Here is a 26,270-nt window from a genome sequence, read left to right on the forward strand (position 1 = left end):
AGGACTCCTCTCAATAGTGTTTGTTTACTTTGCAGTAAATTTCAAGACTATTGAAAGTATACCCCCCCCCATTAGCTTTTGTCAATTCACATTTTCACCAATAATCCACATTTTCTTTCACACTTTTGTACACTATTTAGGGGTCACAGCGTTTTCAACGCAGAGCCCCGCCCCTACCGTACATTTTTCGATACGATTCTTTTATAGCGCCGCCAGCAGCATTACCGGCGGGGCGGCCAGGGCCAGGCCCAGCAGGCATCGGTACTCTCCCCGGGCAGCTAGGGGCTGCGACTTTACACAGAGGGCCGCCAACACAAACACCAGCGGCAGCACACCGGGCATACTGATACTGAAAAACGCCTGCACCGCATACCCGAAAACTGCCAGTGCCAGCCCGGGCGCAGTCCGCAGCCCACGGCGGATATGCCCGGCCAGAAACGCCAGCCAGGCAGCCAGGCCCACCGCACCGCCGCAAAGCAGGTGCTGCAAATACTCGTTGTGGGCCGAGTCAAAAACGTCGCCGTTGAGCAGCGTCATATATTTGACAGAATAATCATCAATGTTCAGCCGCGCGTTGGCTGCGTCGCCGCCCAGGCCGAACACCATCTGCAGCGGCGTCAAATCGTCCTTGTAGACGGTCCAAAGGCGCTTCCACGCAAAGCCGCGGTTGGAACCCCACTGGTCGTCAAACCGCAGCGAGGCAGCAAGGGATTCGGGCAGAATGCTCGTGAAATTTGCCGCTGCAAACAGCTCAGCCGCCAGTAAAACGGTCAGGACACCCAGCACCCGCGCGGCTCGCCAGCTGCGGGCCGTGGGCCAGCGGCGCAGCAGTGCGCCCAGCGCAAAAAGCACCCCTGCCACCGCCAGCGCGGGGAACAGCTGTGTGACAAGCCCGGACAGGGTGCGCCATTCGGTGCGGATGGGCAGCCAGCGGGCCAGCAGACCCGCCGCAGCGGCGCAGAGCGCCCAGGCCCCTCCCGCGAAGAGCAGCCGGGCCAGCCGCCCCGCCGTGACACGCCGTGCCATGCAGAGCGCCCACACCGCGCAAACGGCCCCGAGCCAGGCGGCGTCGCTGCCCGCCGCAATCAGCCCGGTGCCCAGGCAAACGGACACCGCGCCCCACCGCCGGGCGGTGTCCCGGTCGGGGGCAGTCAGCAGCTCCCACACAGCGATGGGCAGGCAGATATCCAACAGTGCACCGTAAAAATTGATGTTGCCCACCGTGCCCAGAAATAGCCCGCCCCTGCCGGGCAGAAAGCTGTAATAGGCGTCCAGCGGATCGGCCATGAAAAAGTTCAGCCAGCTCAACAGCGTGACGGCGCAGCCCGCGCCCGCCAGCAACCGCCCGAACCACACCGAGGGCACACCGCCACCCACCAGCCGCACCACAAAGTAAAGCACCGTGCAGGCAAGCAGCATCAGCAGGCCGTTGTACCGTCCCGCCAGCCCCCACAGGGCCAGGGCGCGATCCTCGGCAAAGAACCAGGCCACCGTGTAGCTCAAACAGAGCACCGGCAACGGCAATGCGGTTGCCAAATCCAGCCGAACGGCAGGGGCACGGCCGCGCAGGCCCAGCCACAGCCGCCAGACCAGCAGCGCAGCGCCCGCCCCCGCCAGCCAGAGCAGCAGGTGAAATTTTGCATCCACAAGGCCCACATAGCCGCTTGGCATATACAGCGGCAGCAGCAAAAGCGCCGCCAACGTCAGCACGTTCCCGGCAACGGCTGCAGGGGCGCAGCGCAGCGGGCGTTCAGGCAAGTGCATACAAAAGTTCCTTTCAGCGTTATTTTACAGGGTATCGACGCGATTGCCGTCGATGAAAACAGCCCGCGTCTCGGTCATGACCTCAAAGGGGCAGCCGTTCGTGATGACGACGTCGGCGTCCTTGCCCACCTCCAGCGTGCCGACGCGGTCCGCCACGCCGATATGTTCCGCCGGATTGATGGTGATGGCTTTCAGCGCATCAAACTCATCCATGCCCGCCTTGACGGCCATACCGGCGCAGAGCGGCAGATATTGCTGCGGGATGACCGAGTTATCGGTGATGATGGAGACATGGCAGCCCGCTTTCGCCAGCACACCGGGCGTGGCCCAGGATTTGTTCTGCAATTCAAACTTGCTGGCGTGGGTCAGGCTGGGACCGACGGCCATGGGCACGTCTTTTTCTTTTGCCAGTTCCTCCACGATGAGGTGGCCCTCAGTGACGTGTTCCAGCGTGATGCGCAGGCCGAACTCATGGGCAATGCGCAGCGCGGTGAAGATATCGTTTGCCTGGTGGGCGTGGGCTTTCAGGGGGATCTCCCCTGCCAGCACCGGCAGCAGAGCCTCGAGCTTCTGGTTGTAGGCGGGCATCTTGGTCACATCGCCGTTTGCGGCCTGCTTGCGTGCGCCGTAGTCCTTGGCCTGCATCAGCGCACCGCGCAGGAACGCCGCCGTGGACATACGGGTCGAGTCGCACTTGTCGCGGTAGCAGCGCTTGGGATTCTCGCCGAAGGCGCATTTCATGGCAACAGGGTCTTTGACGATCATGTTATTGATGCGGTCGCCGACGGTTTTCATGGCCAAAAACGTGCCGCCCAGCACATTGGCGCTGCCCGGGCCGGTGCAGACGCAGGTGACGCCCGCCTTGCGGGCAATAGCCAGCGAGGGGTCACGGGGGTTGATGCCGTCGATGGCTCGGAGCTGCGGCGTCCAGATATCGTTCATTTCGTTGTAATCGCAGCCCTCGTACCCGATGCCGTAGCCGTCCAGGCCAATGTGAGTATGGGCATCGACGAAGCCGGGGTAGACGTCGAGACCGTCCGCGTCGAAGATTTCCGCGTCCGCCGGGGCGGTCAGATCGGTGCCGATGCCGGCAATTTTGCCGCCCGCCAGCAGGATATCGGCGATATACGCCCCGCGGTGGACCGCGTCATGGATAAGGCCGCCGCGGATGAGGGTGGTCATGGTTATTCCTCCGTTATACCGTAGGGGCGCATTCTATATGCGCCCGCAGAGTCCGCGGCTGCGGAAGCGTCCACGGGCGGATATAGAATCCGCCCCTACATTTTATTTTCTGCTTACTTACACATTAAAATCCAAACACGTCCGTACCGCCGTGTATGGTCTTACTTTACCGTCGGCCACAGCGACGTGGGCCGGGTGGGTGGAGTAGCCTTTCAGTGCGGCGGCATCGGTGAAAGTCGTGTCCAGCATCAGGTCTGCATTGGCACTGCTGGGCAGGGCGTCGGTGTAGACATGGACTTCCAGCAGACCGGGGATCTTACCCACCAAACCTTCCAGCCCGGCTTTGATGTCTGCCTTGACGGCGGCCTTCTCTGCGTCGGGCATATCCTTCAGTTTCCACAAAATGACATGGCGTACCATTACTTGTTCTCCTCCCAGATGGGATGTTTGAGCTGCCACTCGTCGTACTCGTTCTTCTCGAACAGGTCACGGTTGTAGAACTTGTCCATGATGGCCCAGAACTCCGTCTCGGTGTAGCCGCAGAAATCGCAGAAATCACGCACGCAGAGCGGATCCAGCTTGCCGTCGCGGGCCTTGATGATGGGGATAGCTTCCTCGCGGGTCATCATGCCGTAGCGGATGTAGCGGGCAGTATAGTCGGTGGCGGCGGCGTGGCCGAACTTGGGGTATTTCAGCCAGGAATGCACCAGGTACGCGCGGGAGTCGATCTGGTCGAAGTTCTCGGCGTGGTGGGTGCGGTCCCACTCGTGGGTAAGGTCGTGGAAGCCGTGGGCCTTGGCGATCTGGTAGTTCTTGTAGCTGTTCCAGGGCACAAAGTAACTCATGTAGAACGGGTCAAGCTTGGCGCGCTCCTCGGCGCTGGGGGCCAGCGTCAGGGACAGGTCCTTCTCGGTCACGCCGTCGCCCAGGAGCTCGTCCATGGGCATGCCCACAGCGACGCCGTTCTCGATCTGATCCATGGCGGAGTAGGTCTCCTTGTCGGCGTTGCCGCCGTACTCAAAGCTGACGTTCTCGCCGTAGCAGAGCATAGGGGTGTTGAACTTGGCCGCCATGTGCAGCGGGAAGGTGTAGATCAGGCGGTCGACGTACCAGGTCGGCTTGCCGTATTTCTCAAAGAATTTGCGCATCAGGACCTTCTGGACCTTGATGTTAGGCTTGCAGGAGATGATGGTGCAGCCGAACTCCTCGCTGATGTTCTTGAGGTTGTGGATACCCGCCTGCGTCATGGGGAAGTTGTCCTCGACGCTGAACAGGATGGGGTTCATGTGCATGACTTCCTTGAGCATCCAGACCTGGAAGTGGCTGTCCTTGCCGCCGGAGACGGCGACGGCGCAGTCATAGCCGCCGGGGCCGTTCATGCCGCGGTACTTGTCGCAGTAGGCCTCAAACTCCTTGAAGCGGGCGTCCCAGTCGACGTTTTTGCGGTTCTCGTAGTGGCGGCAGGCGCTGCACACGCCCTCGGCATCAAAGGTAATGCCGGGTCGGGTGTCGGGCATCGTACATTTTTTGCAGTAACGCATATGAAATCTCCTTAATTTATATATAGTATCGGGTTCGGTTGCAGGGGGGGCGGCGTCCTCGACGCCCCGCGGGCGGTTGCAAACATCCGCCCCTATATAACATGGTGTCTTGTCTTATTGTTTTGCATCCGCTGCCGCCTGGGCCGCTGCGTGCAAGGCGTCCGCATCGGCGAAATCGTAGATGACATAGCGGCCATCGTTGTACACCTCGGTGCAGTCACCGTACTGGATTAGCTTGGCGTTCTCTGCCGGGCCATCCGTCTCGGTGTCGATGAGCAGGAAGGGGTGCTCCGGGTCGGTGGTCAGGTGGCTCTTGGGCTGCAGCCAGTTGGGCACATCGTCGCGGTCCAGCGATTGCAGCGTCCAGACTTCCAGCTTGCCGCTGGTCAACTCGGTCATGGCGTTGCCGTTCCAGAATGTGGAATAGCCCTGGGTATAGCCGTTGTCCACCAGCCATTCGGCGGCGGTGTTCAGCCCCTTGTGGGCCAGGTAGGGGTGTTCCTGCTCCTGGCGTACCGTGCTGACGGCGCAGAGCGTAAAGCAGGCCGCCAGCCCCACGCCCAGCAGCTGCCGGGCACCCAGGATGTGGAAGTCCTCGGTCTTGATCTCCACCGCCATCACGGCGATGGCCACCGGCATATTCATGAGCCAGAAGTAGAGGTAATACTCGTGGAAGTAGGTGTAGGCCACGCCGCAGACCGCCAGCATGGCGACGAGCAGCAGCACCAGCAGCTTGTCGTTGCGTTCCAGCTTGTCCAGCCGCAGCAGCAGCCGCACGATGCAGAAGAACATCCAGCAGCCCAGCAGCAGGCCCACGGCCGCCGCAATGCCGCCGAAGTGGAACACACCGGAGCCGTTCTCGTAGCCAAACTCATGGAAGAAGTCCATCAGGATGCGGTCGAGGGTGAACCAATCCTCGTCGCGGTTCCAGACGATGAAGTTGTAGGATTTGAAGTCATACATCCGGGACAAAACCGCGTTGCTGACGAAGTACCCCGCCGCAGCGGCCACCGCCGTGACCAGCGACGCCGCAAGCAAGCGAACTTCTTTGCGGCAGACGTCCAGGGCGGCCTTCCAGTCGGTCTTGCCGCAGCTGTGCAGTGCCAGCACCAACAGAATGGCCGCTGCCAGACAGAGCGGCGCGTGGAACACCATGAGCTGCTTGACGCCGTTCATGCCGGCCACCGCCGTGATGACGCAAGCCAGCACCCATTGCAGGGCGCAGTGCTTTTTATCGGCGTTCAGGCTGCGCAGCACCAGCGCCAGTACCAGCATATAAAAGAACGTATAAACGAGATAATAGCCGCCGTAGATCGCGTAGACCAGGTAATGCTGTCCGAAGGGCCACAGCAGCGTGCCGACCATCCACAGGCCCGCGCGCCCCAGCCCCGCGCATTTGACGAAAAAGAGCATGGCCGCCGCGAACAGCGCCAGCGTGATGGCCATGCCAAACGTGCGGGCCAGGTGCCAGTCATTGGGGAAAATCAGCAGTCCCAGGCGGTAGAACCATTGCAGGTTGACGACTTTCAGCTCGGTGGAGTAGAACCAGTTATGGCTGATGATGGTTCCCTCTTTGTTGAGCAGGTCGGAGAGGATCATTTCCGAGGCAAGGTCGGAATCGACGATCCATTTGCCGGGCACCAGCTGATACCACAGGTCAAACAGGTACGCTGCCGCCATCCACAGCCACGGCAGCGCCTGCCAGACCTTGTGCAGCGCCCCGCCCTTTGTTTGTTGTTTCATGCAGTTTCTCCTAAATCGGATATGTTCAGTTAAGATAACTATACCGCATTTTGGGGAAAATAGCAAGGGTGCGCGATGCATTTGTAGAGGCCGCACATCTGTGGCCCGCGTGTGTAGGGCGAATGGTTTCTTATGGGAAAGCTGCGGGCCGGGCATGCCCGGCCCCTACAAACACAAAAGGCGGCGGGCCAAACGGCCCGCCGCGGGGATGCGTTGTTAAATTATTCCACAATAATGCTCTTGCCGGTCATTTCCGCGGGGACGGGCAGGCCGATATAGGGCAGCATGGTGGGGGCGATGTCTGCCAGGCAGCCGCCCTCGCGCAGCTTCACGTCGCCAGCGCCGATGACCGCGAAGGGCACGACATTGGTGGTGTGCGCGGTGAAGGGAGAACCGTCGGGGTTCTTCATCTTCTCGGCGTTGCCGTGGTCGGCGGTCAGGAATACCACACCGCCTGCGTTCAGTACGGCGTCGGTGACTTCGCCGACGCACTTGTCAACAGCCTCAACGGCCTTGACAGCGGCATCAAACACGCCGGTGTGGCCGACCATATCGCAGTTGGCGAAGTTCAGGATGATGACATCATACTTGCCGCTCTCGATGCGGGCCTTGCACTCGTCGGCGACCTCATAGGCGCTCATCTCGGGCTTCAGGTCGTAGGTGGCAACCTTCGGGCTGGGGATGACCTTGCGATCCTCGCCCTCGCAGGGCTGCTCGACGCCGCCGTTGAAGAAGAAGGTCACATGGGCATATTTCTCGGTCTCGGCAATGCGCAGCTGGGTCTTGCCGTTGGCGGCCAGGTACTCGCCCAGGGTGTTCTTCAGCTCGACCGGCGGATAGGCAACTTCGCAGTTGGGCATCGTGGCGTCGTACTCGGCCATGCAGACGTAGTTGACCTGCTTGCGGCCGCCGCGGCGCTCAAAGCCGGTGAAGGCGTCATCGCAGAAGATGCGGGTCATCTGGCGGGCACGGTCGGGGCGGAAGTTCATGAAGATGACGGTGTCGCCGTCCTCGACGCGGCCGCCCTCGCAGGTGACAACGGGGATGACGAACTCGTCGGTCACGTCGGCGGCGTAGCTGGCCTCAATGGCCTCCTGCGCGTTGGCGGCGTGGTTGCCCTCGCCGTAGACAAAGGCGGCGTAGGCTTTTTCCTCACGGTCCCAGTTGTTGTCGCGGTCCATGGCGTAGTAACGGCCGGAGACACTGGCGATCTTGCCGATGCCCAGCTCGTCCAGCTTGGCCTGCAGGTCAGCCAGGAAGCCCTTGCCGCTGTGGGGGTCGGTGTCACGGCCGTCCATGATGCAGTGCAGGTAGACGTCCTTCGCGCCCATGTGCTTAGCCATTTCCAGCACGCCATACCAGTGGTCGGCGTGGCTGTGGACGCCGCCGGTGCCGACCAGGCCCATCAGATGGATGGCCTTGCCTGCGTCGATAGCGGCCTTCATGTTCTTGACCAGCACCGGGTTTTTCAGCATCTCGCCGTCCTTAATGGACTTGGTGATGAGAGTCAGCTGCTGGTAGACAATGCGGCCCGCGCCCATGTTGGTGTGGCCGACTTCCGAGTTGCCCATCTGGCCATCAGGCAGGCCGACAGCCATGCCGGATGCCTCGATGGTGGTCATGGGGTAGTTGGCGAACAGCTTATCCAAGTTGGGCTTGTTGGCGGCGGCCACGGCATTGCCGAAGGTCTTGTCGGGTGTCCAGCCAAAGCCGTCCATAATGCAGAGCATAACAGGTTTTTTGGACATAAAATTGAAACTCCTTAATAATAGGGTTGTAGGGGCGGCATATATGCGTTCCCTACAAACATTCCGGGAAAACGCAATTTAGCCTTTGGTAGCAGCGTCCACGATAACAGCAAACTGGTCAGCCTTCAGGGACGCGCCGCCGATCAGGCCGCCGTCAACGTCGGGCTTGTTCAGCAGTTCCTCAGCGTTCTTCGGGTTCATGCTGCCGCCGTACTGGACGGTCAGGGCCTTGGCGGCGTCCTCGCCGTACAGCTCGCCGACGACCTTGCGGATGGCGGCGCAGACTTCCTCGGCCTGGTCAGCGGTAGCGGTCTTGCCGGTGCCGATGGCCCAGATGGGCTCGTAGGCGATAACGACGTTCTTCAGTTCGTCAGCGGTCACGCCGTTCAGGGCGATCTTGACCTGCATACGGACCAGTTCCTCGGTGACGCCCTGCTCACGCTGATCCAGGCTCTCGCCAACGCAGATGATGGGCTTCAGGCCGCCGGCCAGCGCAGCTTTGGTGCGCTTGTTGACAGTCTCGTTGGTCTCGGCAAAGTACTGGCGGCGCTCGCTGTGGCCGATCACGACGTACTCAACGCCCAGGTCGGTCAGCATATCGGCGGAAATTTCGCCGGTGAAGGCGCCGGACTTCTCAAAGTGGACATTCTCGGCACCGACATGGATGTTGGTGCCCTTGGTCATCTCGACAGCGGTGACCAGGTCGGTGAAGGGAACGCAGATAACGACCTCGCAGCCGGCGTCCTTGACAGCGGGGATCAGCTCGCTGATGAGGGCCTTGGCCTCGGTAGCGGTCTTGTTCATTTTCCAGTTGCCAGCAATGATGGCTTTGCGGTTCTGTTTATCCATGGTAATTACTCCTTCCATAATAAGCCTTCCCCCTTGAGGGGGAAGCCTTTACATAAAAAGCGCGGCGGCTCTGCCGCCGCGCTCCTGCGGGTATTGTTGATCAAGCCTTCTGGATGACGGCGATGCCGGGCAGCTCCTTACCCTCGAGGTACTCGAGAGATGCGCCGCCGCCGGTGGAGATGTGGGTCATCTTGTCGCCCAGGCCCATCTGCTGGACAGCAGCTGCGGAGTCGCCGCCGCCGATGACGGTGGTGGCGTCGCTCTCTGCCATGGCCTTGGCAACAGCCAGGGTGCCGGCAGCCAGGGTCGGGTTCTCGAACACGCCCATGGGGCCGTTCCAGACAACGGTCTTGCTGGCCTTGACGGCATCAGCAAACAGCTTCATGGTCTCGGGGCCGATGTCGCAGCCTTCCTGGTCAGCAGGGATGGCGCTGACCGGAACAATGGTGGTCTCGATGGGAGCATCGATGGGATCGGGGAAGTCCTTGATGCAGGCAGCGTCAACAGGCAGCAGCAGCTTGACGCCCTTCTCCTGGGCCTTGGCCATCATTTCCTTGCAGTAGTCCAGCTTGGAGTCGTCGCACAGGCTCTTGCCGATCTCGTAGCCCTGGGCCTTCAGGAAGGTGTAGGCCATGCCGCCGCCGATGATCAGGGTATCGACCTTTTCGAGCAGGTTGGAGATAACGTTCAGCTTGTCCGCGACCTTGGCGCCGCCCAGAATGGCGGTGAAGGGACGCTCGGGATCGTTCACGGCGTTGCCGAGGTACTTGATCTCCTTCTCCATCAGGTAGCCGACAGCGGTGTCCTTGACATAGTCGGTCACACCGGCGGTGGAGCAGTGGGCACGGTGGCAGGAGCCGAAGGCGTCATCGACATAAGCGTCGGCCAGGCTGGCCAGCTCTTCGCTGAAAGCGGGCTCATTCTTGGTCTCTTCCTTGCGGAAGCGGGTGTTCTGCAGCAGAACGACGTCGCCGTTGCCCATGGTGGCAACAGCAGCCTTGGCATTCTCGCCGACGACAGTGTCATCGTCCGCAAAGACGACCGGCTGGCCCAGCTTCTCGCTCAGGCGGACAGCAACGGGGGCCAGGCTGAACTTGGCCTCGGGGCCGTTCTTCGGCTTGCCCAGATGGCTGCACAGGATGACCTTAGCGCCGTCGTTGATCAATTTCTTGATGGTCGGCAGTGCGGCGTTGATGCGGTTATCATTGGTGATAACGCCGTCCTTCATCGGGACATTGAAGTCGCAGCGAACCAGTACGCGCTTACCGGCGTAGTTCTCATCGTCAATGGTCTTTTTACCCAAACCCATAGTAAAAGCTCCTCTCGGTATGTTTCACATTTTTGGCGGGGCGCACCGCACCCCAAGGGGTTTAGTATTATTATACGCACAAAGTTCGATTTGCGCAAGTGTTTTTGATATATTTTTAACTGCTTTGTGTGAAGGGGGTGTAAAATTTTTGTGTCGGGAGGGGCTTTCCCCCTGTGCCTTGACGCCCCTCCCCCTTTGTGCTATAATCCCTTACGAAAGCATACTATTTTACTATGATTTATACAGGAGGGTTAGTGTATGCTAACAAGCGCATTCATTGGGATCCTCATCCCCTTTGCGGGCACGACTATCGGGTCTGCCTGCGTGTTCTTTATGAAAAAGTCCCTGCATCCCGGCGTGCAGCGGGCGCTGACCGGGTTTGCCGCCGGGGTCATGGTGGCGGCATCCATCTGGAGCCTGCTCTCCCCCGCCATGGAGCAGTCCGCCGCGCTGGGGCGGCTGGCGTTCCTGCCCGCCGTTATCGGGTTCTGGCTCGGCGTCGGGTTCCTGCTTCTGCTGGATGTGCTCGTCCCCCACCTGCACCAGGGCGCGGACACGCCCGAAGGCCCCAAAAGTGGCTTTTCCCGCACGACGATGTTGGTGCTGGCCGTCACGCTGCACAATATCCCGGAGGGCATGGCCGTCGGCGTTGTGTACGCGGGATACTTAACCGGCAGCGCGCAGATCACCGCCATGGGCGCACTGGCGCTGTCCCTGGGCATTGCCATCCAGAATTTCCCCGAAGGTGCGATCATTTCAATGCCTTTGAAAGCCGAGGGCATGAGCAAAGGCAAGGCGTTCCTGATGGGTACACTGTCCGGCGCGGTGGAACCGCTGGGCGCACTGTTCACGATCTTGGCGGCGGGGCTGGTCGTGCCCGCGCTGCCGTATCTTTTGAGCTTTGCCGCGGGCGCGATGCTGTATGTTGTTATCGAGGAGCTGATCCCCGAAATGTCCCAGGGTCAACACTCCAACGTGGGCACGATCTGCTTTGCGCTGGGCTTTACCCTGATGATGGCGCTGGATGTGGCGCTGGGGTGACTTGCGTTTGGCGGCAGCAGTATAATAGGTAAAAACCGCCAGGCAGAGGTGTAGGGGCAGTATATGTGCGGCCCGTCGTCCACCAGTTACAGCGCATTGCGAGCATCGAGCAGATCGTGGCGGTGCCGCTGCTGTTCGGGCTGCTGCTGATTTACACCTACGTGCCGGGCGGGCAGCGGACACCTTCCCAAATAAAAACGCCGTCCCTCACCCGGGACGGCGCTTTATTTTACGTATTACCGCTTGATATCGTAGTTCATATTCATCAGATTGCGGATGCTCTCCACGTCGTCGGTAATGTTGGCATCGCCGTGGATGGTGTGCTTGATGGCGCTGGACGCGACCGCGAAGTTGACCATATCCATCGGCTTATAGTCGTGCATCATGGCGTAGATCAGGCCGCTGGCAAAGGCATCGCCGCCGCCGACACGATCCAGAATATTAAAGGTATAGAGCTTGGACTCGAACGTGTGACCCTCGTACCACATAAAGGCTTTCAGGCTGTTCTCACTGCCGGAGTGGACATAGCGCACATGGCGGGCAATGCACTTGAGGTTGGGGTAACGGTCGATGAAATGCTGGAAAATTTCGTCCTGCTGCTCATAGCTGGGCTGCAGAGGGACGCCGTCCTTCCAGTCACCCTTAGCATGATCCTCTTCGTCCTTCCACAGGTGGTACGGCTCGATGCCGAACAGTACATCAACGTAGGGCAGGCACTGGGTGCAGTAGTCGCGGGCATCCTCCCAGGACCACAGCGTGGAACGGAAGTTGCCGTCAAAGCTGACAGTCAGGCCCTTCTCCTTGGCGGTGCGCAGGCAGCGCAGGATAAAATCGGCGCAGTTTTTGTTCAGCGCCGGGGTGATGCCGGACAGGTGCAGCCAGTCGAAGCCGTCAAACAACTCATCCAAATCGACCTTGGTCAGGTCGTACTCGGTCAGGGCACTGTGCATACGGTCATAGATGACCTTGCTGGGGCGGATGCCGTAGCCGGTCTCAAGGTAATAGGTGCCCAGGCGGTGGCTGGGGGTTTCTTCCTTGGTGGAGAGGATCATCGGCGTGCAGTGGACGTCATTGCAGCGGAGCCAGCGGATGGCGCTTTTGCCCAGGGAGTTGTTGGGCACAACGCTGAAGAAGGTGGAATCCACGCCGAGGTTCGCCAGAGCCAGCGCAATGTTTGCCTCGCTGCCGCCGTAACTGGCCTCGAAAGTGGAAGTCATGCGGATCTTTTCATAGTTCGGCGGGGTCAGGCGCAGCATCACCTCGCCGATAGTGATAAACTTCTGCGGGCTGCTGTTGCCCATCAGGATCGGATTGCTGTGTTCCATGGGGGGAAGTCCTCCTGTTTTTGCCATATTTTGTTAGTTTAAGTGTACCGCATTACAGGCCGAATTGCAAGGTAAAATGCGCAAAATTTGTGCGGTTAGTTTTTTAACAAGAGGGGAACAAAACCTTCCTTGTCAAGGGGGGGCCTTCTTTATATTTCCTTCTCAAACTTATCGATCTTCCCGACCTTGCCGATTACCGCCACACTGTCCCCCTCCTTAAAGGTATAGTCCGCGGCAAATTCCACATTGGTCTGGTTGCCGTGCTCCACGGCGATGATATTGATGCCGTAGACTTTGCGCACATCCAGCTGGCGGACGCTTTTGCCCAGCATCTTGCCGCCCACGGCAATGCGCCGCACTTCGACGCCGTCGCCCAGGGCAATGTAATCCAGCAGATTACCCGAGATCAGCCGCTTGCCGATGCGCACGGCCATGTCAGCCTCGGGGTAGACGACTTCGGCCCCCAGGCGCTTGAGCACTTCGCCGTGGACCTCGCTGGCGGCCTTGGAAATAACGTGAGGCACGCCCAGCTTCGTGACAAGCATCGTAGTCAGAATACTGACATCCACCTGCTCACCAATGCAGATCGTGACGGTGCCGCAGTTCTGCATCCCGGTTTCTTTCAGTGATACTTCGTCCAGCTCATCGATGACAAAGGCGTAATCGGTGTAGCCGCGCACGGCCTTGACCTTGGCTTCGTCCTTGTCCACGGCGATGACCTCTTTGCCCGCGGCAGCCAGCGTTTTGACCAGCGCCGTACCAAACCGACCCAGGCCGATGACGCCGTAACTTTCGGCAGAATTTTTCTTTTTGTCAAACATAGCGGCAATACCTTTCTGAATGTGCTGCGGCAAGCGTCCACGGCGGCATGGGGGCATGCCTCCCTACGGCACACGGTTTTCCGTATTTGTAGGGCGGGGTGCCCTCACCTCGCCGCGCCGTTTACCCAATCGTGATGGTTTCCTCGGTGTAATGGGCGCTGGGTTCGGGGCGCTCAACCCAGAGGGAGAGCAGCGTCACCGCACCCACGCGGCCGATGAACATGGTAAAAATCAGCACTGCTTTGCTGCCGGCCCGCAGCCCCGCCGTGATGCCGGTGGAAAGCCCCGCTGTGCTGTACGCCGACACCTGCTCAAACAGCAGGCGCAGGAAATCCGTCTCCGGCTCCAAAATACAGAGCGCGAAGGTACCGCAGCTCACAACGATCAGGCCCATCAAGGTGATGGTGGCAGCCTTTGCCAGTGAGCCGTCCGGCAGGCGGCGGTGGAATGCGCCCAGCCGGCGCTTGGAGAAGATCGACCGCACCTGCTGCATCAGCACAAAAAAGGTGGTCGTCTTGATGCCGCCGCCTGTGGACCCTGGCGACGCACCCACGAACATCAACACCATAATGACCAACAGGCCCGCACTGCTCAAGCCGCTAAGATCCACAGTGGAGAAACCCGCCGTGCGGGCCGTCATGCTTTGGAAAAACGCCGTCATAAAGTCAAGATGGTCGGTGATTTGCAGCAGCGCCGCGCCGCCGAACAGCAACACTGCCGTCGTCGTCAGCACGACCTTGGTGTGGAAGGTCATTTTGCGAAAATTGCCCCGGCAGCGTCCCACATCCAGAATGACCATGAAGCCGATGCCGCCCACGATGACAAGCGCGTCGGTGACGATATTCAGCAGCACATCGCCGCGGTAGGGTATCAGGTTTGTGCCACCGCCCAGCGCGTCAAAACCCGCATTGTTAAAGGAAGCGATTGAGTGGAAAATACTCAGCCACACCGCCTGCAGCGGCATATGGTTGCCGGCGAACGCCGGGAAACCTAGCACCGCGCCCGCGCCTTCGCAAATCAGGGTCATGAGCAGCACCGCGCGGACAAGGCGGACCATGCCGTCCAGACTTTCCACGTTCAGTGCCTCCCGCACGAGGGAGCGGCCCTTTAAGTTGATGCGCCGCCCGGTCACCAGTGCCAGCCCCATGCCGATGGATGCGACACCCAAGCCGCCGATTTGAATGAGCACCGCAATGACGACCTGGCCGAACATACTGAAGGTGTCGGCGGTATCCACCACCACAAGTCCCGTGACGCAAACTGCGCTGGTAGCCGTGAACAGGGCGTCCAGCGGGGCAATGTGCAGCCCCGGGTGTACCGCAAAGGGCAGCATCAGCAGCGCCGCACCGCACAAAATCAGCAGTGCAAAGCCCAGCGCAATGATACGCGCCGGGGGCTGGGTCTTTAAAAATTTTGAGATTGCGCTGCGGATGTAGGACATAGCGGCCTCCGGCAAAAATTTAGCTTTACCGATAGTATAGCACAAATCACGCTGCACCACAACAACCCACTTGCGTACCCACGGCAAATCATGTATAATAAGTTATTACTGATTATAAAGGGGAGGTGTGGCCATGAGCCTGCAAAGTTTTGGATTTTTCGGTTTTCTGCTGGTCGTGGCCGCGGTGTACCTGCACCTGCCGCAGCGCTGGCAGAGCGCGTTTTTGCTGGCGGCCAGCTGGGTTTTCTACGCGCTGGCCATGCCGTCGATGCTGGGCGTGACGATCGCGATTGCGGTGTTCACCTACCTGTGCGGGCGCGGCATGGCGGCCCGCAGCAGCGCCCACAAGACTGCGTTCCTGCGCGGGGGCGTTATCGGGTTGCTGGCGATTCTGGCCTTTTTCAAATATAACGGCGCGTTCGCCAGCGAGGGCGGCTGGCAGGCCGTGGCCATGCCGCTGGGCATCAGCTTTTACAGCTTTGCGGCCATTGCCTACCTGATCGACACTGCGCGGGGCGACTGCGAGGTCGAGACAAATTTCATCGATTGTGCGCTGTTTTTGAACTTTTTTGCCACCGTCACTCAGGGGCCTATCTGCCGCGCCGGGGCGCTGCTGCCGCAGTTTAAGCAGGAGCACCGCTTTGACACCGACCGCACTGTGCGCGCGCTGCGGCTCATGGCGCTGGGCCTGTTTAAGCTGGTGGCTGTCAGCGACGTGCTGGGGCTGCTGGTGGACGAGGTGTTCCCGAATTACCGCAGCTACGGCGGGCCGATGCTGGTGCTGGCCGCCGTGTTTTACACGTTCCAGCTGTATTTCAACTTCTCCGGCTACTCCGAGGTCGCGCGGGCCGTGGGTCTGCTTTTGGGCCTGGAGCTGCCTGAAAACTTCAAGACGCCGTTTTTTGCCACGAATTTTTCCGGGTTCTGGAGCCGGTGGCACATTAGCTTTTCGTCTTGGCTGCAGGATTATCTGTTCATGCCGCTGGCGTGGGCGGATATGTCCGGCGTGACCGGGGGCAGGCTGACCCGCCTGCCCGCCGAGGTGTGCGTGTTTACGGTGTTTTTTGTGTCGGGTTTCTGGCATGGGAACACGCTGCCCTTTGTGGTTTGGGGTCTGCTGCAGGCCTGCTACCGCCTGGGCGAGGAGCTTTTGCACCGCCGCCTGGGCAAGCCCAAAAAGAAAGCGCCCGCCCGCGTTTTGTGGGCCAAGCGGGCCGGGGTGTTTGTGCTGTGGTGCATCAGCATGGTGTTCTTCCGCGTGGGGTCCGCCCCCGCCGCCGCGCCGCTGACCGTGGGGGATGCGTTTGCCTACCTGAGCCGCTGCTTCCTGGGCTGGTCACCCGCGCGGTTTGGCAGCGAATTGTACGCTGCTGCGTCTAATGGATTCTACGCCAACGCCATTATGGTGGCGGCGTACTATGTCTTTGTGGTGCTGGTGCTGGCGCTGGCGTTCTACCTCGACACCCGCCGGGCGTTTGCCTATAAGAACAAGCCCGCCGAGGTGTGTTTGGCGGGCGAGAAGCACCGCTGGGCCGTGTATTATGCCCTGGTCGTCGCTTTGCTGGTGGGGTACATCATGCAGAGCGGTGGATTTGGGAACAGCGGATTCGGTATGTATGCGGGGTTTTAACCCCACGCCTTCCCCCAAGGGACAGACTCCCCCGATACGGGGGAGGTGGCGCGTAGCGCCAGAGGGGGAGCAGGTGGCGCCGCAGCGCCGGGTGCGGGGCGTATGTACCGCGATTGCCCATGAATGGGTCGCCGCGGCAAACTCGCCCCTCATCAGTCAGCGGACAAGCCGCTGACAGCTTCCCCCGAGGGGGAAGCCATTTTAACGAAAGGAGGCTTCCGCCCATGAAGAATATCCTAAAAAAACTTGCATTATTGATGATTCCAGTTTTGCTTTGGTTCGCATTCTTCGTTGCCTTTGAGCCTAACAACTACTTCGGGCTGAAAGTCTCCGCTTCGTCCAGCCAGCCGGTGGCGCGGGTAAGGGCCTACCAGCAGGAGTCTGGCACGAATCTGATCTTGGGTGACAGCCGCCTGGCGCATTTTGATATGGCGCTGGTGGACGAGCTTTCCGGCCGGAATTGGCAGAATCTCGCCTTCGGCGGCGCGTCGCTGAAAGAAACCCTCGACCTCGCGGACTATGTGCTGGATTCCGGCCGCGAAGTTGACACCCTGCTGGTGGAAGTCTCGTTCTACACGCTGAACGCCGGGTACAACACCGACCGCTTTGCCACGCTGGAAAAGACGCTGAACAATCCGCTGGCCTACTGCTTCAATTTGGAGTACAACGTCAATGCCCTGACCGTGGCCATGGATACGCTGCGCGGCACGCCGGACACCATCGAGTCCGGGGACTGGACCGACGCGGATTACCTGGCCGACGATGGCACGGTTTTGCCGCTGCACCGCAAATTATATGACTACACCGCCACCATCACGCCCCGCTGCAAAAGCTGGGCGCTGAACACTGAGCAATTCGACCGCCTGCACACGCTGGCCCGGCGCTGCCAGGCCGAGGGTGTGCGGCTCATCGTGGTTCTGCCTCCGATGGCTGATAATGTCCGCACCGAGGTCTGTGACGTGTTCGGCATCACCGATGTGATGCAGGATACCGTGCTGCCGCAGCTGACCGGCTGGGCCGCAGAATGCGGCTTTACCCTATTGGATTACGAGTGGGGCGGCAGCGCTATCACCGACGATGACACGCAGTTTTTTGACGGTTTCCATCTGGATGAAAAGTACGGCCTGCCGGTTTGGACACAAGAGTTGTTTAACGATATTGCAGGTTGACATGTAGGGCGGCATGCCCCCATGCCGCCGCGGGGTGAGGGCACCCCGCCCTACATCCACCGGACAAAGGGGCATCCTCATTTGTAGGGGGCGGCGTCCCCGACGCCCCACGAGCGGATGCAAGCACCCGCCCCTACAACTTACTTTGCATGGGAGTTGCTATCAATGGCACTAGATTTCCTGATTTTATACGAGCATACCGTCCGCGAGTATGAGAGCGACCTGCTCTTGAAGCTCGAGCTGGAACGCCGTGGTTACACGGTGGAGATCCGCCAGCTGCTGGACCCGAAGCACCTGCGGCTGTTCGGTAAGGACAAGCCGGAAGTGCTCGTCGCCAGCTGTATGTATGACAACGAGGCCATCAACAGCCATGTCTACAACAACATCGGCAAATGCAACAAGATCGTCAACCTGCATTGGGAGCAGATGCTTTCCGACACGCAGGAGGAGGGCGACTGGTTCAATATGAACGGCAACGCCAAACGCTGCGTGCAGACCTGTTGGGGCAAGCGCACCGCCGCCCGCCTGCAGGCCCACGGCATGGACGCCAAAAACACGCCTGTCACCGGCGCAGTCATGATGGACTTTCTGCGGCCGGAGTTTGACGGCTACTTTAAAGACAAACAGACCTTGTGCAAAGAGTTCGGCCTGGACCCGGCCAAGCAGCTGCACCTGTATATTTCCAGCTTCGGCTACGCCAGCATGAATGACGACGAGGTCGCCGAGCTTTCCAAGATGGCGGGCACCGATTTTACCGGCTTTGCCAAGACGAACCGTGTCTCGATGAAGGAGACACTGCGTTGGTTCGATGAATATTTAGGTCAGCATCCCGAGGTCGAGCTGGTCTACCGCCGCCACCCCAGCGAGTGGAACAGCCCCGCGCTGGAAGAACTGGCGAAGAAGCGGCCGAACTTCCATGTCATTTTTGCCGACTCGGTCAAGCAGTGGATCGTGGCGGCAGACTCTATTTCCATCTGGATGAGCACCGCCATCGCCGAGGTATACATGGCCGGCAAGAGCTGCCACATCCTGCGCCCGGTGCCCATTGAGCACGAGTACGACCCGGTCATCTACAAGGATGCCCATTATGTGACGACCTGCGGCGAGTTTGCCGCCGCCATGGCCGCGCCGGAACCGCCGTTCCCGATTGCAAAGGACGTTATCGAGGGCTATTTTGACCCGAGCGATACGCCCGCCTACAAGAGGATGGCCGACCTATTGGAGGATGTATACAAGAACCCGCCCCGGGACGAGCCGATGGGCGAAGGCTTCACGCCGCACTTTAATAAGGTAAAGTTCTGTGCGCTGGCCGGGGTGCATTTCCTCTACCGCCACGGCTGGGAGCCGAAAAAGGTGTTTGCCTTCTGCCCCCCGCTGGCCAATTTTGCCCAGCGCATTTATGGGTATGTGGACAAAGCCCATGTAACGCCGGAACAGGTGGCAGCAATGACGGAACGCATTAAGCCGTTCGTCCGCTGAGCATGTAGGGGCCGGGTATGCCCGGCCCTCCGCAGTGCGGCAGACGCGCAGTAATGGCAAGGCCGCGGGCCGGGCATACCCGGCCCCTACAACTCTACGACAGGACAAATAATCATGTCAGACCAGAAAAAAACCTCCGGTGAATCCTTTGCCGGGAATGTGATGAAATACTCGGTGGCGACCTATTTAGGCTTCGCCATCACCGGGCTGGCGCTCATCGTCAAGGGGCTGCTGCCCGCCGAGGTCCTGGGTGCGCCGGTCACCTTCATGACCTACACGGCCACCCTCATGAACATCGGCATCCTGGGCCTGGATCAGGCGCTGCTGCGCTTTTACCATGAGCCGCCCGCCGGGGCCGAGCCGCGCCAGCTGTTCGCAGCCTGCACCCGCATTTCGGCGTCGTTCATGGTGCTGCTGGGTGTCGCAGGCAGCGTGTTCTTTGCCCAGCCGCTGGCGGCGGCCTTCGGCCTGGGGTCGGCAGGCCCCGGCATCGTGCCGCTGCTGTTCATCAATGCGGCGCTGTATATGCTGGTGCGGTATCTGAACGTGCTGCTGCGCCTGGAAAACGACCTGCGCGCCTACACGGCTGAAACACTCTGGATGCAGGGCTGCTACAATCTGTTCTACCTGCTGCCGGGCTTTTTCACCTCCAACGTATTTATCCTGGCCGTGGCGGCCATTTTAAGCTTTGGCGTGGTTGCCATTGCATTCGGGTACAAGTACCGCAGCGCTGTGTTTGCGCCGCTGCCCGCCAGCCAGCTGGGCGGCATTGCCCGCCAGACTGTGCCCTACGGCGTGGCACTGGCCCCGGCCCAGATCTTGTTCAGCCTGTCCAGCGGTATCTGCCTTTCCTTTGTGGGCAACGCCTGCGGCGAGAATGCGCAGGGCCTGTTTGCCTTCGGGTACAGCCTGGCGCAGCTGGTCACGGCCATCCAGGCGGGCTTTTCCACCTACTGGGGCCCCTATGTCTACGCCCACTACCGCGAGGAGCAGGAGCGCATCTGCCGCGTACATGACGTTTTGAACCTGCTGATCTTCAGCTTCTTCTGCATGCTGGTCATGTTCGAGGATATCGTGTTCGTGATTTTCCCCGACAAGCGCGGGTGCCTCGCCATTTTCCCGCTGCTGATGCTGGCCGTCGTCTTCAACATTCTGTGCGAGGGCACGGTCTACGGCAACTCGATTGCCCGCAAACCGTGGCATGATACCATCGGCATCGGGCTGGGGGCGCTGTCCAACCTGGGACTGTGCGCGGTGCTGGTACCCGCCTGTGGGCTGACCGGCGCAGCGCTGGCCCTGGCCGCCAGCAACGGCATTGCGTTTTTGTACCGCAGCGTCACAGGCCAGATGTACTACCGCACCGTTGCCAGCTATGCCAAGACGATTTCCGGCTTTTTGCTGGCGTTCGCGGTCACAGCCATCGGCACGCTGCTGTGGCAGCATTTTATTATAAAATTTGCGCTGGTAGGTGTGATTTTGTTCATCTACTGCACCCTCTACCGTGCACAGCTCGCCAAGCTCTGGGGCATCGGCCTTGGCATCCTGCGCAGCATCTTCCACAGAAAGTAAGGCGAAACCATGAAACATTGCGGCACACAGGAATTGACGACGGAACGCTTAGTTTTGCGGCAGCTTTCCATCGATGACAGCGAAATGATGTACAACAACTGGGCCCGCGACAAGCAGGTGACGAAGTACCTGCGCTGGAACGCCCACCGCAGCTGGGGCGAGACTGCCGAAACGCTGAATGAGTGGGAAAAACACTACAACGACCCGAAGTTTTACCAGTGGGGCATCACCGACAAGCATTCGGAGGTGCTGATGGGGACCATCAGCCTGTGCCCTGCCCCGATGTTGAAAACCGGCTGGCACCTGAACACCGAGCGCCTGGGTGCCCCCTGGGAGGTCGGCTACGCGCTGGGCCGCAAGTGGTGGAACAAGGGCTACATGACCGAGGCCCTGTGCGCTGTGCGGGACTACTGGTTTGACACGGTGGGGGCTGACTGGCTGGCCGCCGTACACGCCAACGAGAACATTGCCAGCGCCGCCGTTTTGGAGAAGGCAGGCTTTGTCTACGACCATGACGTGACCGACCGCAAGTTTGACGGCACGCCGGTCCCCTGCCGTGCGTACCATCTTTTGAAAGAGGAATTATGAGCGATAACACGACTGAATTAGACTTTGGCACCACTGCCCAGAAAACCACCGACGCCGAGAAACTGCCGGTAGTGCTGCTGGCGTTGGACCAGGGTAAGTACGATATGACCCGCAGCCTGGACGAGCTGCGGGCGCTGGCCGACGCCAACGGTATGGACGCCGTGGCCGAGGTGGTGCAGAAGCGCTCGACCCCCGAGGCCGCCACGCTGCTGGGCGAGGGCAAGGTCGCCGAGGCGCGGCTTGTCTGCCAGAACGTAAACGCAGCCGCCGCGATTTTTGACGGTGAGCTGACCGGCAGCCAGATCCGCAACCTGTCGGCGGCACTGCAAGTCGAAGTGCTGGACCGCACGATGCTGATCCTCGAAATTTTCCGCGCCCGCGCCACCACGAACGAGGGCAAATTGCAGACCGAGCTTGCCACACTGCGCTACCAGCTGCCGCGCCTGCAGGGCCTGGGCGAGAGTTTGAGCCGCCAGGGCGGCGGCGGCGGGGGCGGCGGCGGTGCCCGCCGCGGTGCCGGTGAGACAAAGCTGGAGCTGGATCGCCGCCACCTGCACCACCGCATTGAGCATCTGGAAGGCCGCCTGAAAGAGCTGGAAAAGCGCCGCGGCGAGACCCGCCGGGCACGGCAGAAAAACAACGTGCCGGTGGTGGCGCTGGTCGGCTACACAAACGTGGGCAAGTCGAGTTTGCTGAACGCCCTGTGCGGCGAGCAGATCTTTGAGGCCGATATGCTGTTTGCCACGCTGGACCCCACAGCCCGCAAGCTGGTGCTGCCCAGCGGGCTGCAAATCATCCTGGTGGACACGGTCGGTTTCGTCAGCCGCCTGCCGCACCATCTGGTGGAGGCGTTCAAATCAACGCTGGAGGAAGCCGCGTTCGCCGATGTCATCATCAAGGTCGCCGACGCGGGCGACGCCCAGGCCGCCGAACAGCTGGCCGTGACCGATGAAGTTTTGGGCAGCCTCGACTGCGATGGCATCCCCCAGCTGGTGGTCTACAACAAGTGCGACGTCGCTAACGCCGTGGCCTTTGACCCGGATATCCTCTTGACCAGCGCCAAGACCAGCTATGGCCTGGACGCGCTGCTGGCGAAGATCGACGAGGTGCTGAACCACCGCGTCCGCACCATTGAGGTCGTGCTGCCCTATGACAAGCTGGCCTTGGCCGATATCTTGCGCAGCCGCGGCAGCGTCGCCGAGGAGGAATACCGCGAGGAGGGCGTTTTTTACCGCGCCACCGTGAAAATTGACGACCTGCACCGGTTTGAGGCGTTTTTGGTATGATGCCGCGGGAGGTTTGGCTGGTGTAAGACGGACAAATCGGAGTTTATGAAATCGGAGGCATTAATATTATTATGTGGATTGAACTAGGAATCAGCGGTGGAACTGCAATCGTTATTTTAATTGCGCTGTATTTTGTTATCAAGTGGGCAGTGAAAAATGGTATTAAAGAAGCATACAGTGCTATCACCGGAGAGAAACCTGATGAAGACATCAAAAACGAAAAAGAACTGAAAGAGCTTGGATTGGATTCAGAAAATCAATAACTTCCAGTTTGCCGAGCCGACACGGAGGCTGCCGCAGCGGCTCGGCTTTCCCGGCGGGGTGGGGGCACCCCGCCCTACGCCTTATTGTAAAAATGTGCCCGCGCGGCGGGTACACCAAATCTAAACTCTTAATTTTAAACTCTACTTTCCAGTTTCGCCTTCCGCATTGACACCTAATGCCGATGCGCTTATAATAAAACTACTTACGCAACTTAGAAAAAGGGGAAATCACTATGGCAAATGTTCGTACCCGCTTTGCGCCGTCCCCCACAGGCTATATGCATGTAGGCAACCTGCGCACCGCACTGTACACCTATCTGCAGGCGCGCCACAACGGCGGCACCTTTATCCTGCGCATTGAGGACACCGATCAGGGCCGTCTGGTCGAGGGCGCCACCGACATTATCTACAACACGCTGAAGGCCACCGGTCTGACCTGGGACGAGGGCCCCGACATCGGCGGCCCTGTCGGCCCCTATGTCCAGAGCGAGCGCATGGGCATGTTCAAGCAATATGCCGAGCAACTGGTCAAGGCCGGCAAAGCGTACTACTGCTTCTGCACCGAGGAGCGCCTAAACGAGATGCACGAGGCCCAGCGCGCCGCCGGCGAGATGACCCACTATGACGGGCATTGCCGCAGCCTGAGCGCCGAGGAGGTCGCCGCCAAGCTGGCCGCCGGGGAGCCGTATGTCATCCGCCAGAAAATTCCCGAGAGCGGCATGGCGGGCTTTGACGATGTTGTCTATGGCCACATCGAGGTCGATGTCAAGGAGCTGGACGACCAGATTCTGATCAAGACCGACGGTATGCCCACCTACAACTTTGCCAATGTCGTGGACGACCACCTCATGGGCATCACCCACGTCATCCGCGGCAGCGAGTATCTGTCCTCGACGCCGAAGTATAACCTTTTGTATGACGCTTTCGGCTGGGAAAAACCGGTTTACATCCACTGCCCGCCCGTTATGAAGGACGCGCAGAACAAGCTGAGCAAGCGCAACGGCGACGCCAGCTATCAGGACCTGGTGGCGAAGGGCTACCTGCCCGCCGCCGTGCTGAATTATCTGCTGCTGCTGGGCTGGGCACCCGAGGGCGAGCAGGAGATCTTCAGCCTGGATGAAATGATCAAGATCTGGGATCCGTCCCGCATCTCGAAGTCTCCCGCCATCTTTGACCCGCTGAAGCTGCGCGCTATCAACGCCGCCTACATCCGCGCCCTGCCTGCCGAGGAGTTCCGCCGTCTGGCCGACCCGTTCATCGACAGTGCCGTTCACTGCGACATCGACCGCGACCTGCTCTGCGCCAATTTGCAGCCCCGCTGCGAGGTGCTGGAGGATATCCCGCCGCAGCTGGACTTCTTTGACGCCGTGCTGCCGATCGATACCGAGATGTACCGCAACAAGAAGCAGAAAACGACGCCCGAGTCCGCCAAAGAGGCCCTGACCGCCCTGCTGCCGGTGCTGGAAGCCCAGACCGACTGGACCCGCGATGCGATCTTTGAGGCCTGCAAGACGCTGGCCGAGCAGATGGAAAAGAAGAACGGCTGGCTGCTGTTCCCGTTGGGCATTGCCCTGTCCGGCAAGGCCCGCACCCCGGGCGGCGGCACCGATTTGGCCGCCATGATGGGCAAGGCAGAAACCCTAAAACGCGTGAAGGACGCACTGGGAAAGCTGTAAAGGAACAGTAGTTTTCCCTTGCCCCGGCGATGCAATAAAAAAGAGGAGTTATACCCATGCGCCGGGTATAACTCCTTTTTTTAAATCACATAATCATTCCCCGGCTGGGCGGTGTTGACCAGGTCGGCTAGGGTGATGCCGTCAAAGTAGTCGTTGATCATCGTGTTCAGCTTGCGCCACATGGGCAGGGTGCGGCATTCCACCATGCGGGGGCACTCCACCGGGTTCTGTCCTAAACACGCCACCGGGGCCAGGCTCCCTTCGGTCAGGCGTAAAATATTCCCCACCGTGTATTCCCCGGGCGTTTTGGTCAGGCGGTAGCCGCCGGACTTGCCCCGCAGGCCGGTCAGATAACGCGCTTTGACCAGACTTTTGACGATGGCCTCCAGGTATTTTTCTGAAATTTCCTGCCGAGCGGCAATTTCTTTTAGGGGGATGTAGCCGTCGTGCTGGTTCTCGGCAATGTCGATCATGACCCGCAACGCATAACGGCCTTTCGTTGAAATCATCATTTGGTTTTTGCTCCTTCGTTTTCTTATTTCCTATTATACAAGTTGGTAAATAGGATAGCAACCCCTTTGCCGCAAAAAAAGTTGCCAAAATTCCCTATTTCCCTATTGACAAATGGGAAAATATGTTGTACAATCCTATCAACCTATAAGAAAGGTATGAATTGATATGCGAAAGGGTTTTGCACCATACGCGCGATGTCGCCGTCACACGCTGTAAAAACCGTAACATTGTAAATAAACAGAAATGACGATGGAGGAAACTACCATGAGCAAGATTTATACTTCCGCTGACCAGCTGATCGGCCGCACCCCCCTGCTGGAACTCACCCACATTGAAGCCGCCGAAGGACTGAACGCCAAGATCCTGGCCAAGCTGGAATATTTCAACCCCGCCGGTTCCGTCAAGGACCGCATTGCCAAGGCGATGATCGATGACGCCGAGGCCACTGGCAAACTGAAGCCCGGTTCCGTCATTATTGAGCCGACCTCCGGCAACACCGGCATCGGCCTGGCATCCGTCGCCGCCGCCCGCGGCTACCGCATCATCATCGTCATGCCTGAGACGATGAGCGTGGAGCGCCGCCAGCTGATGAAGGCCTACGGTGCCGAGCTGGTGCTGACCGACGGCTCCAAGGGCATGAAGGGCGCTATCGCCAAGGCTGACGAGCTGGCGAAGGAGATTCCCAACAGCTTTGTGCCCGGCCAGTTTGTGAACCCGGCCAACCCCGACGCCCACAAGCGCACCACCGGCCCCGAGATCTGGGAGGACACCGACGGCAAGGTCGATATCTTTGTTGCAGGTGTCGGCACCGGCGGCACCGTGACCGGCGTTGGCGAGTACCTGAAGAGCCAGAACCCCGCCGTCAAGGTCGTGGCTGTCGAGCCTGCCACCTCCCCTGTGCTGAGCAAGGGCACCGCCGGTGCGCACAAGATTCAGGGCATCGGTGCCGGCTTTGTACCTGACGTGCTGAACACCAAGGTTTACGACGAAGTCATCCCCGTTGCCAACGAGGACGCCTTTGCCACCGGCAAGCTGGTCGGCCACAAGGAGGGCGTGCTGGTAGGTATTTCCTCCGGCGCTGCGCTGTGGGCTGCCATCCAGCTGGCCAAGCGCCCCGAGAACAAGGGCAAGACCATTGTGGCCCTGCTGCCCGACACCGGCGACCGCTATCTGTCCACCCCGCTGTTCGCGGACTGATTGCAATAACAGGAAACCTTTGCTATAATAAGGGTACTGTTGCATACAAAGTGGAGTCCGGCCCTCAGCTTTCCCGGCAATGCTCTGTCAGGGCAAGGCCGCGGGCGGAGTATGCCCCGCCCCTACAACTCAACAA

At 59.9% G+C, this 26,270-nt stretch carries 22 protein-coding genes; 10 read left to right on the forward strand and 12 right to left on the reverse strand.

Annotated features, from left to right (window positions below; all coding sequences use genetic code 11):
- Nucleotides 1-201 precede the first annotated feature (201 nt).
- From ACZO0A_RS06355 to ACZO0A_RS06390, 8 genes are all read right to left on the reverse strand, one after another.
- On the reverse strand, nt 202-1,764 hold the full coding sequence (locus tag ACZO0A_RS06355) for an O-antigen ligase family protein (protein WP_486846161.1): 1,563 nt from the start codon (nt 1,762-1,764) through the stop codon (nt 202-204).
- 24 nt (nt 1,765-1,788) lie between these two features.
- Complete coding sequence (locus ACZO0A_RS06360) at nt 1,789-2,946, reverse strand: amidohydrolase (protein ID WP_486846162.1); 1,158 nt, start codon at nt 2,944-2,946, stop codon at nt 1,789-1,791.
- 117 nt (nt 2,947-3,063) lie between these two features.
- Nucleotides 3,064-3,366 (reverse strand): Dabb family protein, encoded by a 303-nt coding sequence (locus ACZO0A_RS06365; protein ID WP_291208913.1) that lies wholly within the window; start codon nt 3,364-3,366, stop codon nt 3,064-3,066.
- Complete coding sequence (locus ACZO0A_RS06370; RefSeq protein WP_215690956.1) at nt 3,366-4,487, reverse strand: N-acetyl sugar amidotransferase; 1,122 nt, start codon at nt 4,485-4,487, stop codon at nt 3,366-3,368. The genes ACZO0A_RS06365 and ACZO0A_RS06370 overlap by 1 nt, the downstream gene beginning before the upstream one ends.
- Before the next feature lie 114 nt (nt 4,488-4,601).
- The gene (locus ACZO0A_RS06375; RefSeq protein WP_302375993.1) at nt 4,602-6,230 is read right to left on the reverse strand and encodes a hypothetical protein; all 1,629 of its coding nucleotides are present in this window, start codon (nt 6,228-6,230) and stop codon (nt 4,602-4,604) included.
- 221 nt (nt 6,231-6,451) lie between these two features.
- Nucleotides 6,452-7,978 carry a 2,3-bisphosphoglycerate-independent phosphoglycerate mutase gene (gene gpmI, locus ACZO0A_RS06380; RefSeq protein WP_294718278.1) on the reverse strand — a complete coding sequence of 509 codons (1,527 nt, stop codon included), beginning with the start codon at nt 7,976-7,978 and terminating at the stop codon, nt 6,452-6,454.
- A gap of 78 nt (nt 7,979-8,056) precedes the next feature.
- Nucleotides 8,057-8,827, reverse strand: coding sequence for a triose-phosphate isomerase (gene tpiA, locus ACZO0A_RS06385; RefSeq protein ID WP_294780471.1), 771 nt, complete (start codon nt 8,825-8,827; stop codon nt 8,057-8,059).
- 100 nt (nt 8,828-8,927) lie between these two features.
- Nucleotides 8,928-10,136 carry a phosphoglycerate kinase gene (locus ACZO0A_RS06390; protein ID WP_294718277.1) on the reverse strand — a complete coding sequence of 403 codons (1,209 nt, stop codon included), beginning with the start codon at nt 10,134-10,136 and terminating at the stop codon, nt 8,928-8,930.
- 258 nt (nt 10,137-10,394) lie between these two features.
- On the opposite strand from ACZO0A_RS06390, the gene ACZO0A_RS06395 reads away from it, so the two are divergent.
- Nucleotides 10,395-11,177, forward strand: a complete 783-nt coding sequence (locus ACZO0A_RS06395) for a ZIP family metal transporter (protein ID WP_302375995.1) — start codon at nt 10,395-10,397, stop codon at nt 11,175-11,177.
- Between the two features lie 236 nt (nt 11,178-11,413).
- On the opposite strand, the gene ACZO0A_RS06400 is transcribed toward ACZO0A_RS06395, so the two are convergent.
- The 3 genes from ACZO0A_RS06400 to ACZO0A_RS06410 form a co-directional block, all read right to left on the reverse strand.
- The gene (locus ACZO0A_RS06400; RefSeq protein ID WP_215690942.1) at nt 11,414-12,502 is read right to left on the reverse strand and encodes a sugar kinase; all 1,089 of its coding nucleotides are present in this window, start codon (nt 12,500-12,502) and stop codon (nt 11,414-11,416) included.
- A gap of 149 nt (nt 12,503-12,651) precedes the next feature.
- Nucleotides 12,652-13,323: a potassium channel family protein gene (locus ACZO0A_RS06405; protein WP_215690939.1), complete on the reverse strand. Its 672-nt coding sequence runs from the start codon at nt 13,321-13,323 to the stop codon at nt 12,652-12,654.
- A 121-nt stretch (nt 13,324-13,444) separates the two neighbouring features.
- The gene (locus tag ACZO0A_RS06410) at nt 13,445-14,764 is read right to left on the reverse strand and encodes a TrkH family potassium uptake protein (protein ID WP_291208888.1); all 1,320 of its coding nucleotides are present in this window, start codon (nt 14,762-14,764) and stop codon (nt 13,445-13,447) included.
- Nucleotides 14,765-14,897: 133 nt separating this feature from the next.
- Between ACZO0A_RS06410 and ACZO0A_RS06415 the strand changes: the two genes are divergently transcribed.
- The 8 genes from ACZO0A_RS06415 to gltX all read left to right on the forward strand — a co-directional run bounded on the left by ACZO0A_RS06415 (nt 14,898) and on the right by gltX (nt 24,424).
- On the forward strand, nt 14,898-16,394 hold the full coding sequence (locus ACZO0A_RS06415; RefSeq protein WP_486846163.1) for an MBOAT family O-acyltransferase: 1,497 nt from the start codon (nt 14,898-14,900) through the stop codon (nt 16,392-16,394).
- Between the two features lie 224 nt (nt 16,395-16,618).
- Nucleotides 16,619-17,563 carry a hypothetical protein gene (locus tag ACZO0A_RS06420; protein WP_302375996.1) on the forward strand — a complete coding sequence of 315 codons (945 nt, stop codon included), beginning with the start codon at nt 16,619-16,621 and terminating at the stop codon, nt 17,561-17,563.
- Between the two features lie 165 nt (nt 17,564-17,728).
- Entirely contained in the window at nt 17,729-19,042 is a 1,314-nt protein-coding gene (locus ACZO0A_RS06425; protein WP_215690931.1) for a surface carbohydrate biosynthesis protein, read from the forward strand.
- 114 nt (nt 19,043-19,156) lie between these two features.
- Nucleotides 19,157-20,611 carry a lipopolysaccharide biosynthesis protein gene (locus tag ACZO0A_RS06430; RefSeq protein WP_302375997.1) on the forward strand — a complete coding sequence of 485 codons (1,455 nt, stop codon included), beginning with the start codon at nt 19,157-19,159 and terminating at the stop codon, nt 20,609-20,611.
- Nucleotides 20,612-20,620: 9 nt separating this feature from the next.
- Nucleotides 20,621-21,199: a GNAT family N-acetyltransferase gene (locus ACZO0A_RS06435; RefSeq protein WP_215690925.1), complete on the forward strand. Its 579-nt coding sequence runs from the start codon at nt 20,621-20,623 to the stop codon at nt 21,197-21,199.
- A complete protein-coding gene (gene hflX, locus ACZO0A_RS06440) occupies nt 21,196-22,485 on the forward strand; it encodes a GTPase HflX (protein WP_302375998.1) in 1,290 nt (429 codons plus the stop codon). Before ACZO0A_RS06435 ends, hflX begins: the two co-directional genes overlap by 4 nt.
- Before the next feature lie 71 nt (nt 22,486-22,556).
- The gene (locus tag ACZO0A_RS06445) at nt 22,557-22,748 is read left to right on the forward strand and encodes a DUF6019 family protein (RefSeq protein ID WP_302492519.1); all 192 of its coding nucleotides are present in this window, start codon (nt 22,557-22,559) and stop codon (nt 22,746-22,748) included.
- 233 nt (nt 22,749-22,981) lie between these two features.
- Entirely contained in the window at nt 22,982-24,424 is a 1,443-nt protein-coding gene (gene gltX / locus ACZO0A_RS06450) for a glutamate--tRNA ligase (protein ID WP_302376000.1), read from the forward strand.
- A gap of 80 nt (nt 24,425-24,504) precedes the next feature.
- Here gltX and ACZO0A_RS06455 read toward each other — a convergent pair whose 3' ends face one another.
- Nucleotides 24,505-24,936, reverse strand: a complete 432-nt coding sequence (locus ACZO0A_RS06455) for an RrF2 family transcriptional regulator (RefSeq protein WP_291230652.1) — start codon at nt 24,934-24,936, stop codon at nt 24,505-24,507.
- A gap of 265 nt (nt 24,937-25,201) precedes the next feature.
- Between ACZO0A_RS06455 and cysK the strand changes: the two genes are divergently transcribed.
- Nucleotides 25,202-26,134: a cysteine synthase A gene (gene cysK / locus ACZO0A_RS06460; RefSeq protein ID WP_302376001.1), complete on the forward strand. Its 933-nt coding sequence runs from the start codon at nt 25,202-25,204 to the stop codon at nt 26,132-26,134.
- Nucleotides 26,135-26,270 lie beyond the last annotated feature (136 nt).

Source organism: Gemmiger sp. (assembly GCF_057431175.1).

What these genes read in the sequence shown, in the direction of transcription:
- ACZO0A_RS06355 (WP_486846161.1), bottom strand. Translation starts at nt 1,764, where the DNA reads ATGCACTTGCCTGAACGCCCGCTGCGCTGCGCCCCTGCAGCCGTTGCC.
- ACZO0A_RS06360 (WP_486846162.1), bottom strand. Translation starts at nt 2,946, where the DNA reads ATGACCACCCTCATCCGCGGCGGCCTTATCCATGACGCGGTCCACCGC.
- ACZO0A_RS06365 (WP_291208913.1), bottom strand. Translation starts at nt 3,366, where the DNA reads ATGGTACGCCATGTCATTTTGTGGAAACTGAAGGATATGCCCGACGCA.
- ACZO0A_RS06370 (WP_215690956.1), bottom strand. Translation starts at nt 4,487, where the DNA reads ATGCGTTACTGCAAAAAATGTACGATGCCCGACACCCGACCCGGCATT.
- ACZO0A_RS06375 (WP_302375993.1), bottom strand. Translation starts at nt 6,230, where the DNA reads ATGAAACAACAAACAAAGGGCGGGGCGCTGCACAAGGTCTGGCAGGCG.
- gpmI (WP_294718278.1), bottom strand. Translation starts at nt 7,978, where the DNA reads ATGTCCAAAAAACCTGTTATGCTCTGCATTATGGACGGCTTTGGCTGG.
- tpiA (WP_294780471.1), bottom strand. Translation starts at nt 8,827, where the DNA reads ATGGATAAACAGAACCGCAAAGCCATCATTGCTGGCAACTGGAAAATG.
- ACZO0A_RS06390 (WP_294718277.1), bottom strand. Translation starts at nt 10,136, where the DNA reads ATGGGTTTGGGTAAAAAGACCATTGACGATGAGAACTACGCCGGTAAG.
- ACZO0A_RS06395 (WP_302375995.1), top strand. Translation starts at nt 10,395, where the DNA reads ATGCTAACAAGCGCATTCATTGGGATCCTCATCCCCTTTGCGGGCACG.
- ACZO0A_RS06400 (WP_215690942.1), bottom strand. Translation starts at nt 12,502, where the DNA reads ATGGAACACAGCAATCCGATCCTGATGGGCAACAGCAGCCCGCAGAAG.
- ACZO0A_RS06405 (WP_215690939.1), bottom strand. Translation starts at nt 13,323, where the DNA reads ATGTTTGACAAAAAGAAAAATTCTGCCGAAAGTTACGGCGTCATCGGC.
- ACZO0A_RS06410 (WP_291208888.1), bottom strand. Translation starts at nt 14,764, where the DNA reads ATGTCCTACATCCGCAGCGCAATCTCAAAATTTTTAAAGACCCAGCCC.
- ACZO0A_RS06415 (WP_486846163.1), top strand. Translation starts at nt 14,898, where the DNA reads ATGAGCCTGCAAAGTTTTGGATTTTTCGGTTTTCTGCTGGTCGTGGCC.
- ACZO0A_RS06420 (WP_302375996.1), top strand. Translation starts at nt 16,619, where the DNA reads ATGAAGAATATCCTAAAAAAACTTGCATTATTGATGATTCCAGTTTTG.
- ACZO0A_RS06425 (WP_215690931.1), top strand. Translation starts at nt 17,729, where the DNA reads ATGGCACTAGATTTCCTGATTTTATACGAGCATACCGTCCGCGAGTAT.
- ACZO0A_RS06430 (WP_302375997.1), top strand. Translation starts at nt 19,157, where the DNA reads ATGTCAGACCAGAAAAAAACCTCCGGTGAATCCTTTGCCGGGAATGTG.
- ACZO0A_RS06435 (WP_215690925.1), top strand. Translation starts at nt 20,621, where the DNA reads ATGAAACATTGCGGCACACAGGAATTGACGACGGAACGCTTAGTTTTG.
- hflX (WP_302375998.1), top strand. Translation starts at nt 21,196, where the DNA reads ATGAGCGATAACACGACTGAATTAGACTTTGGCACCACTGCCCAGAAA.
- ACZO0A_RS06445 (WP_302492519.1), top strand. Translation starts at nt 22,557, where the DNA reads ATGTGGATTGAACTAGGAATCAGCGGTGGAACTGCAATCGTTATTTTA.
- gltX (WP_302376000.1), top strand. Translation starts at nt 22,982, where the DNA reads ATGGCAAATGTTCGTACCCGCTTTGCGCCGTCCCCCACAGGCTATATG.
- ACZO0A_RS06455 (WP_291230652.1), bottom strand. Translation starts at nt 24,936, where the DNA reads ATGATGATTTCAACGAAAGGCCGTTATGCGTTGCGGGTCATGATCGAC.
- cysK (WP_302376001.1), top strand. Translation starts at nt 25,202, where the DNA reads ATGAGCAAGATTTATACTTCCGCTGACCAGCTGATCGGCCGCACCCCC.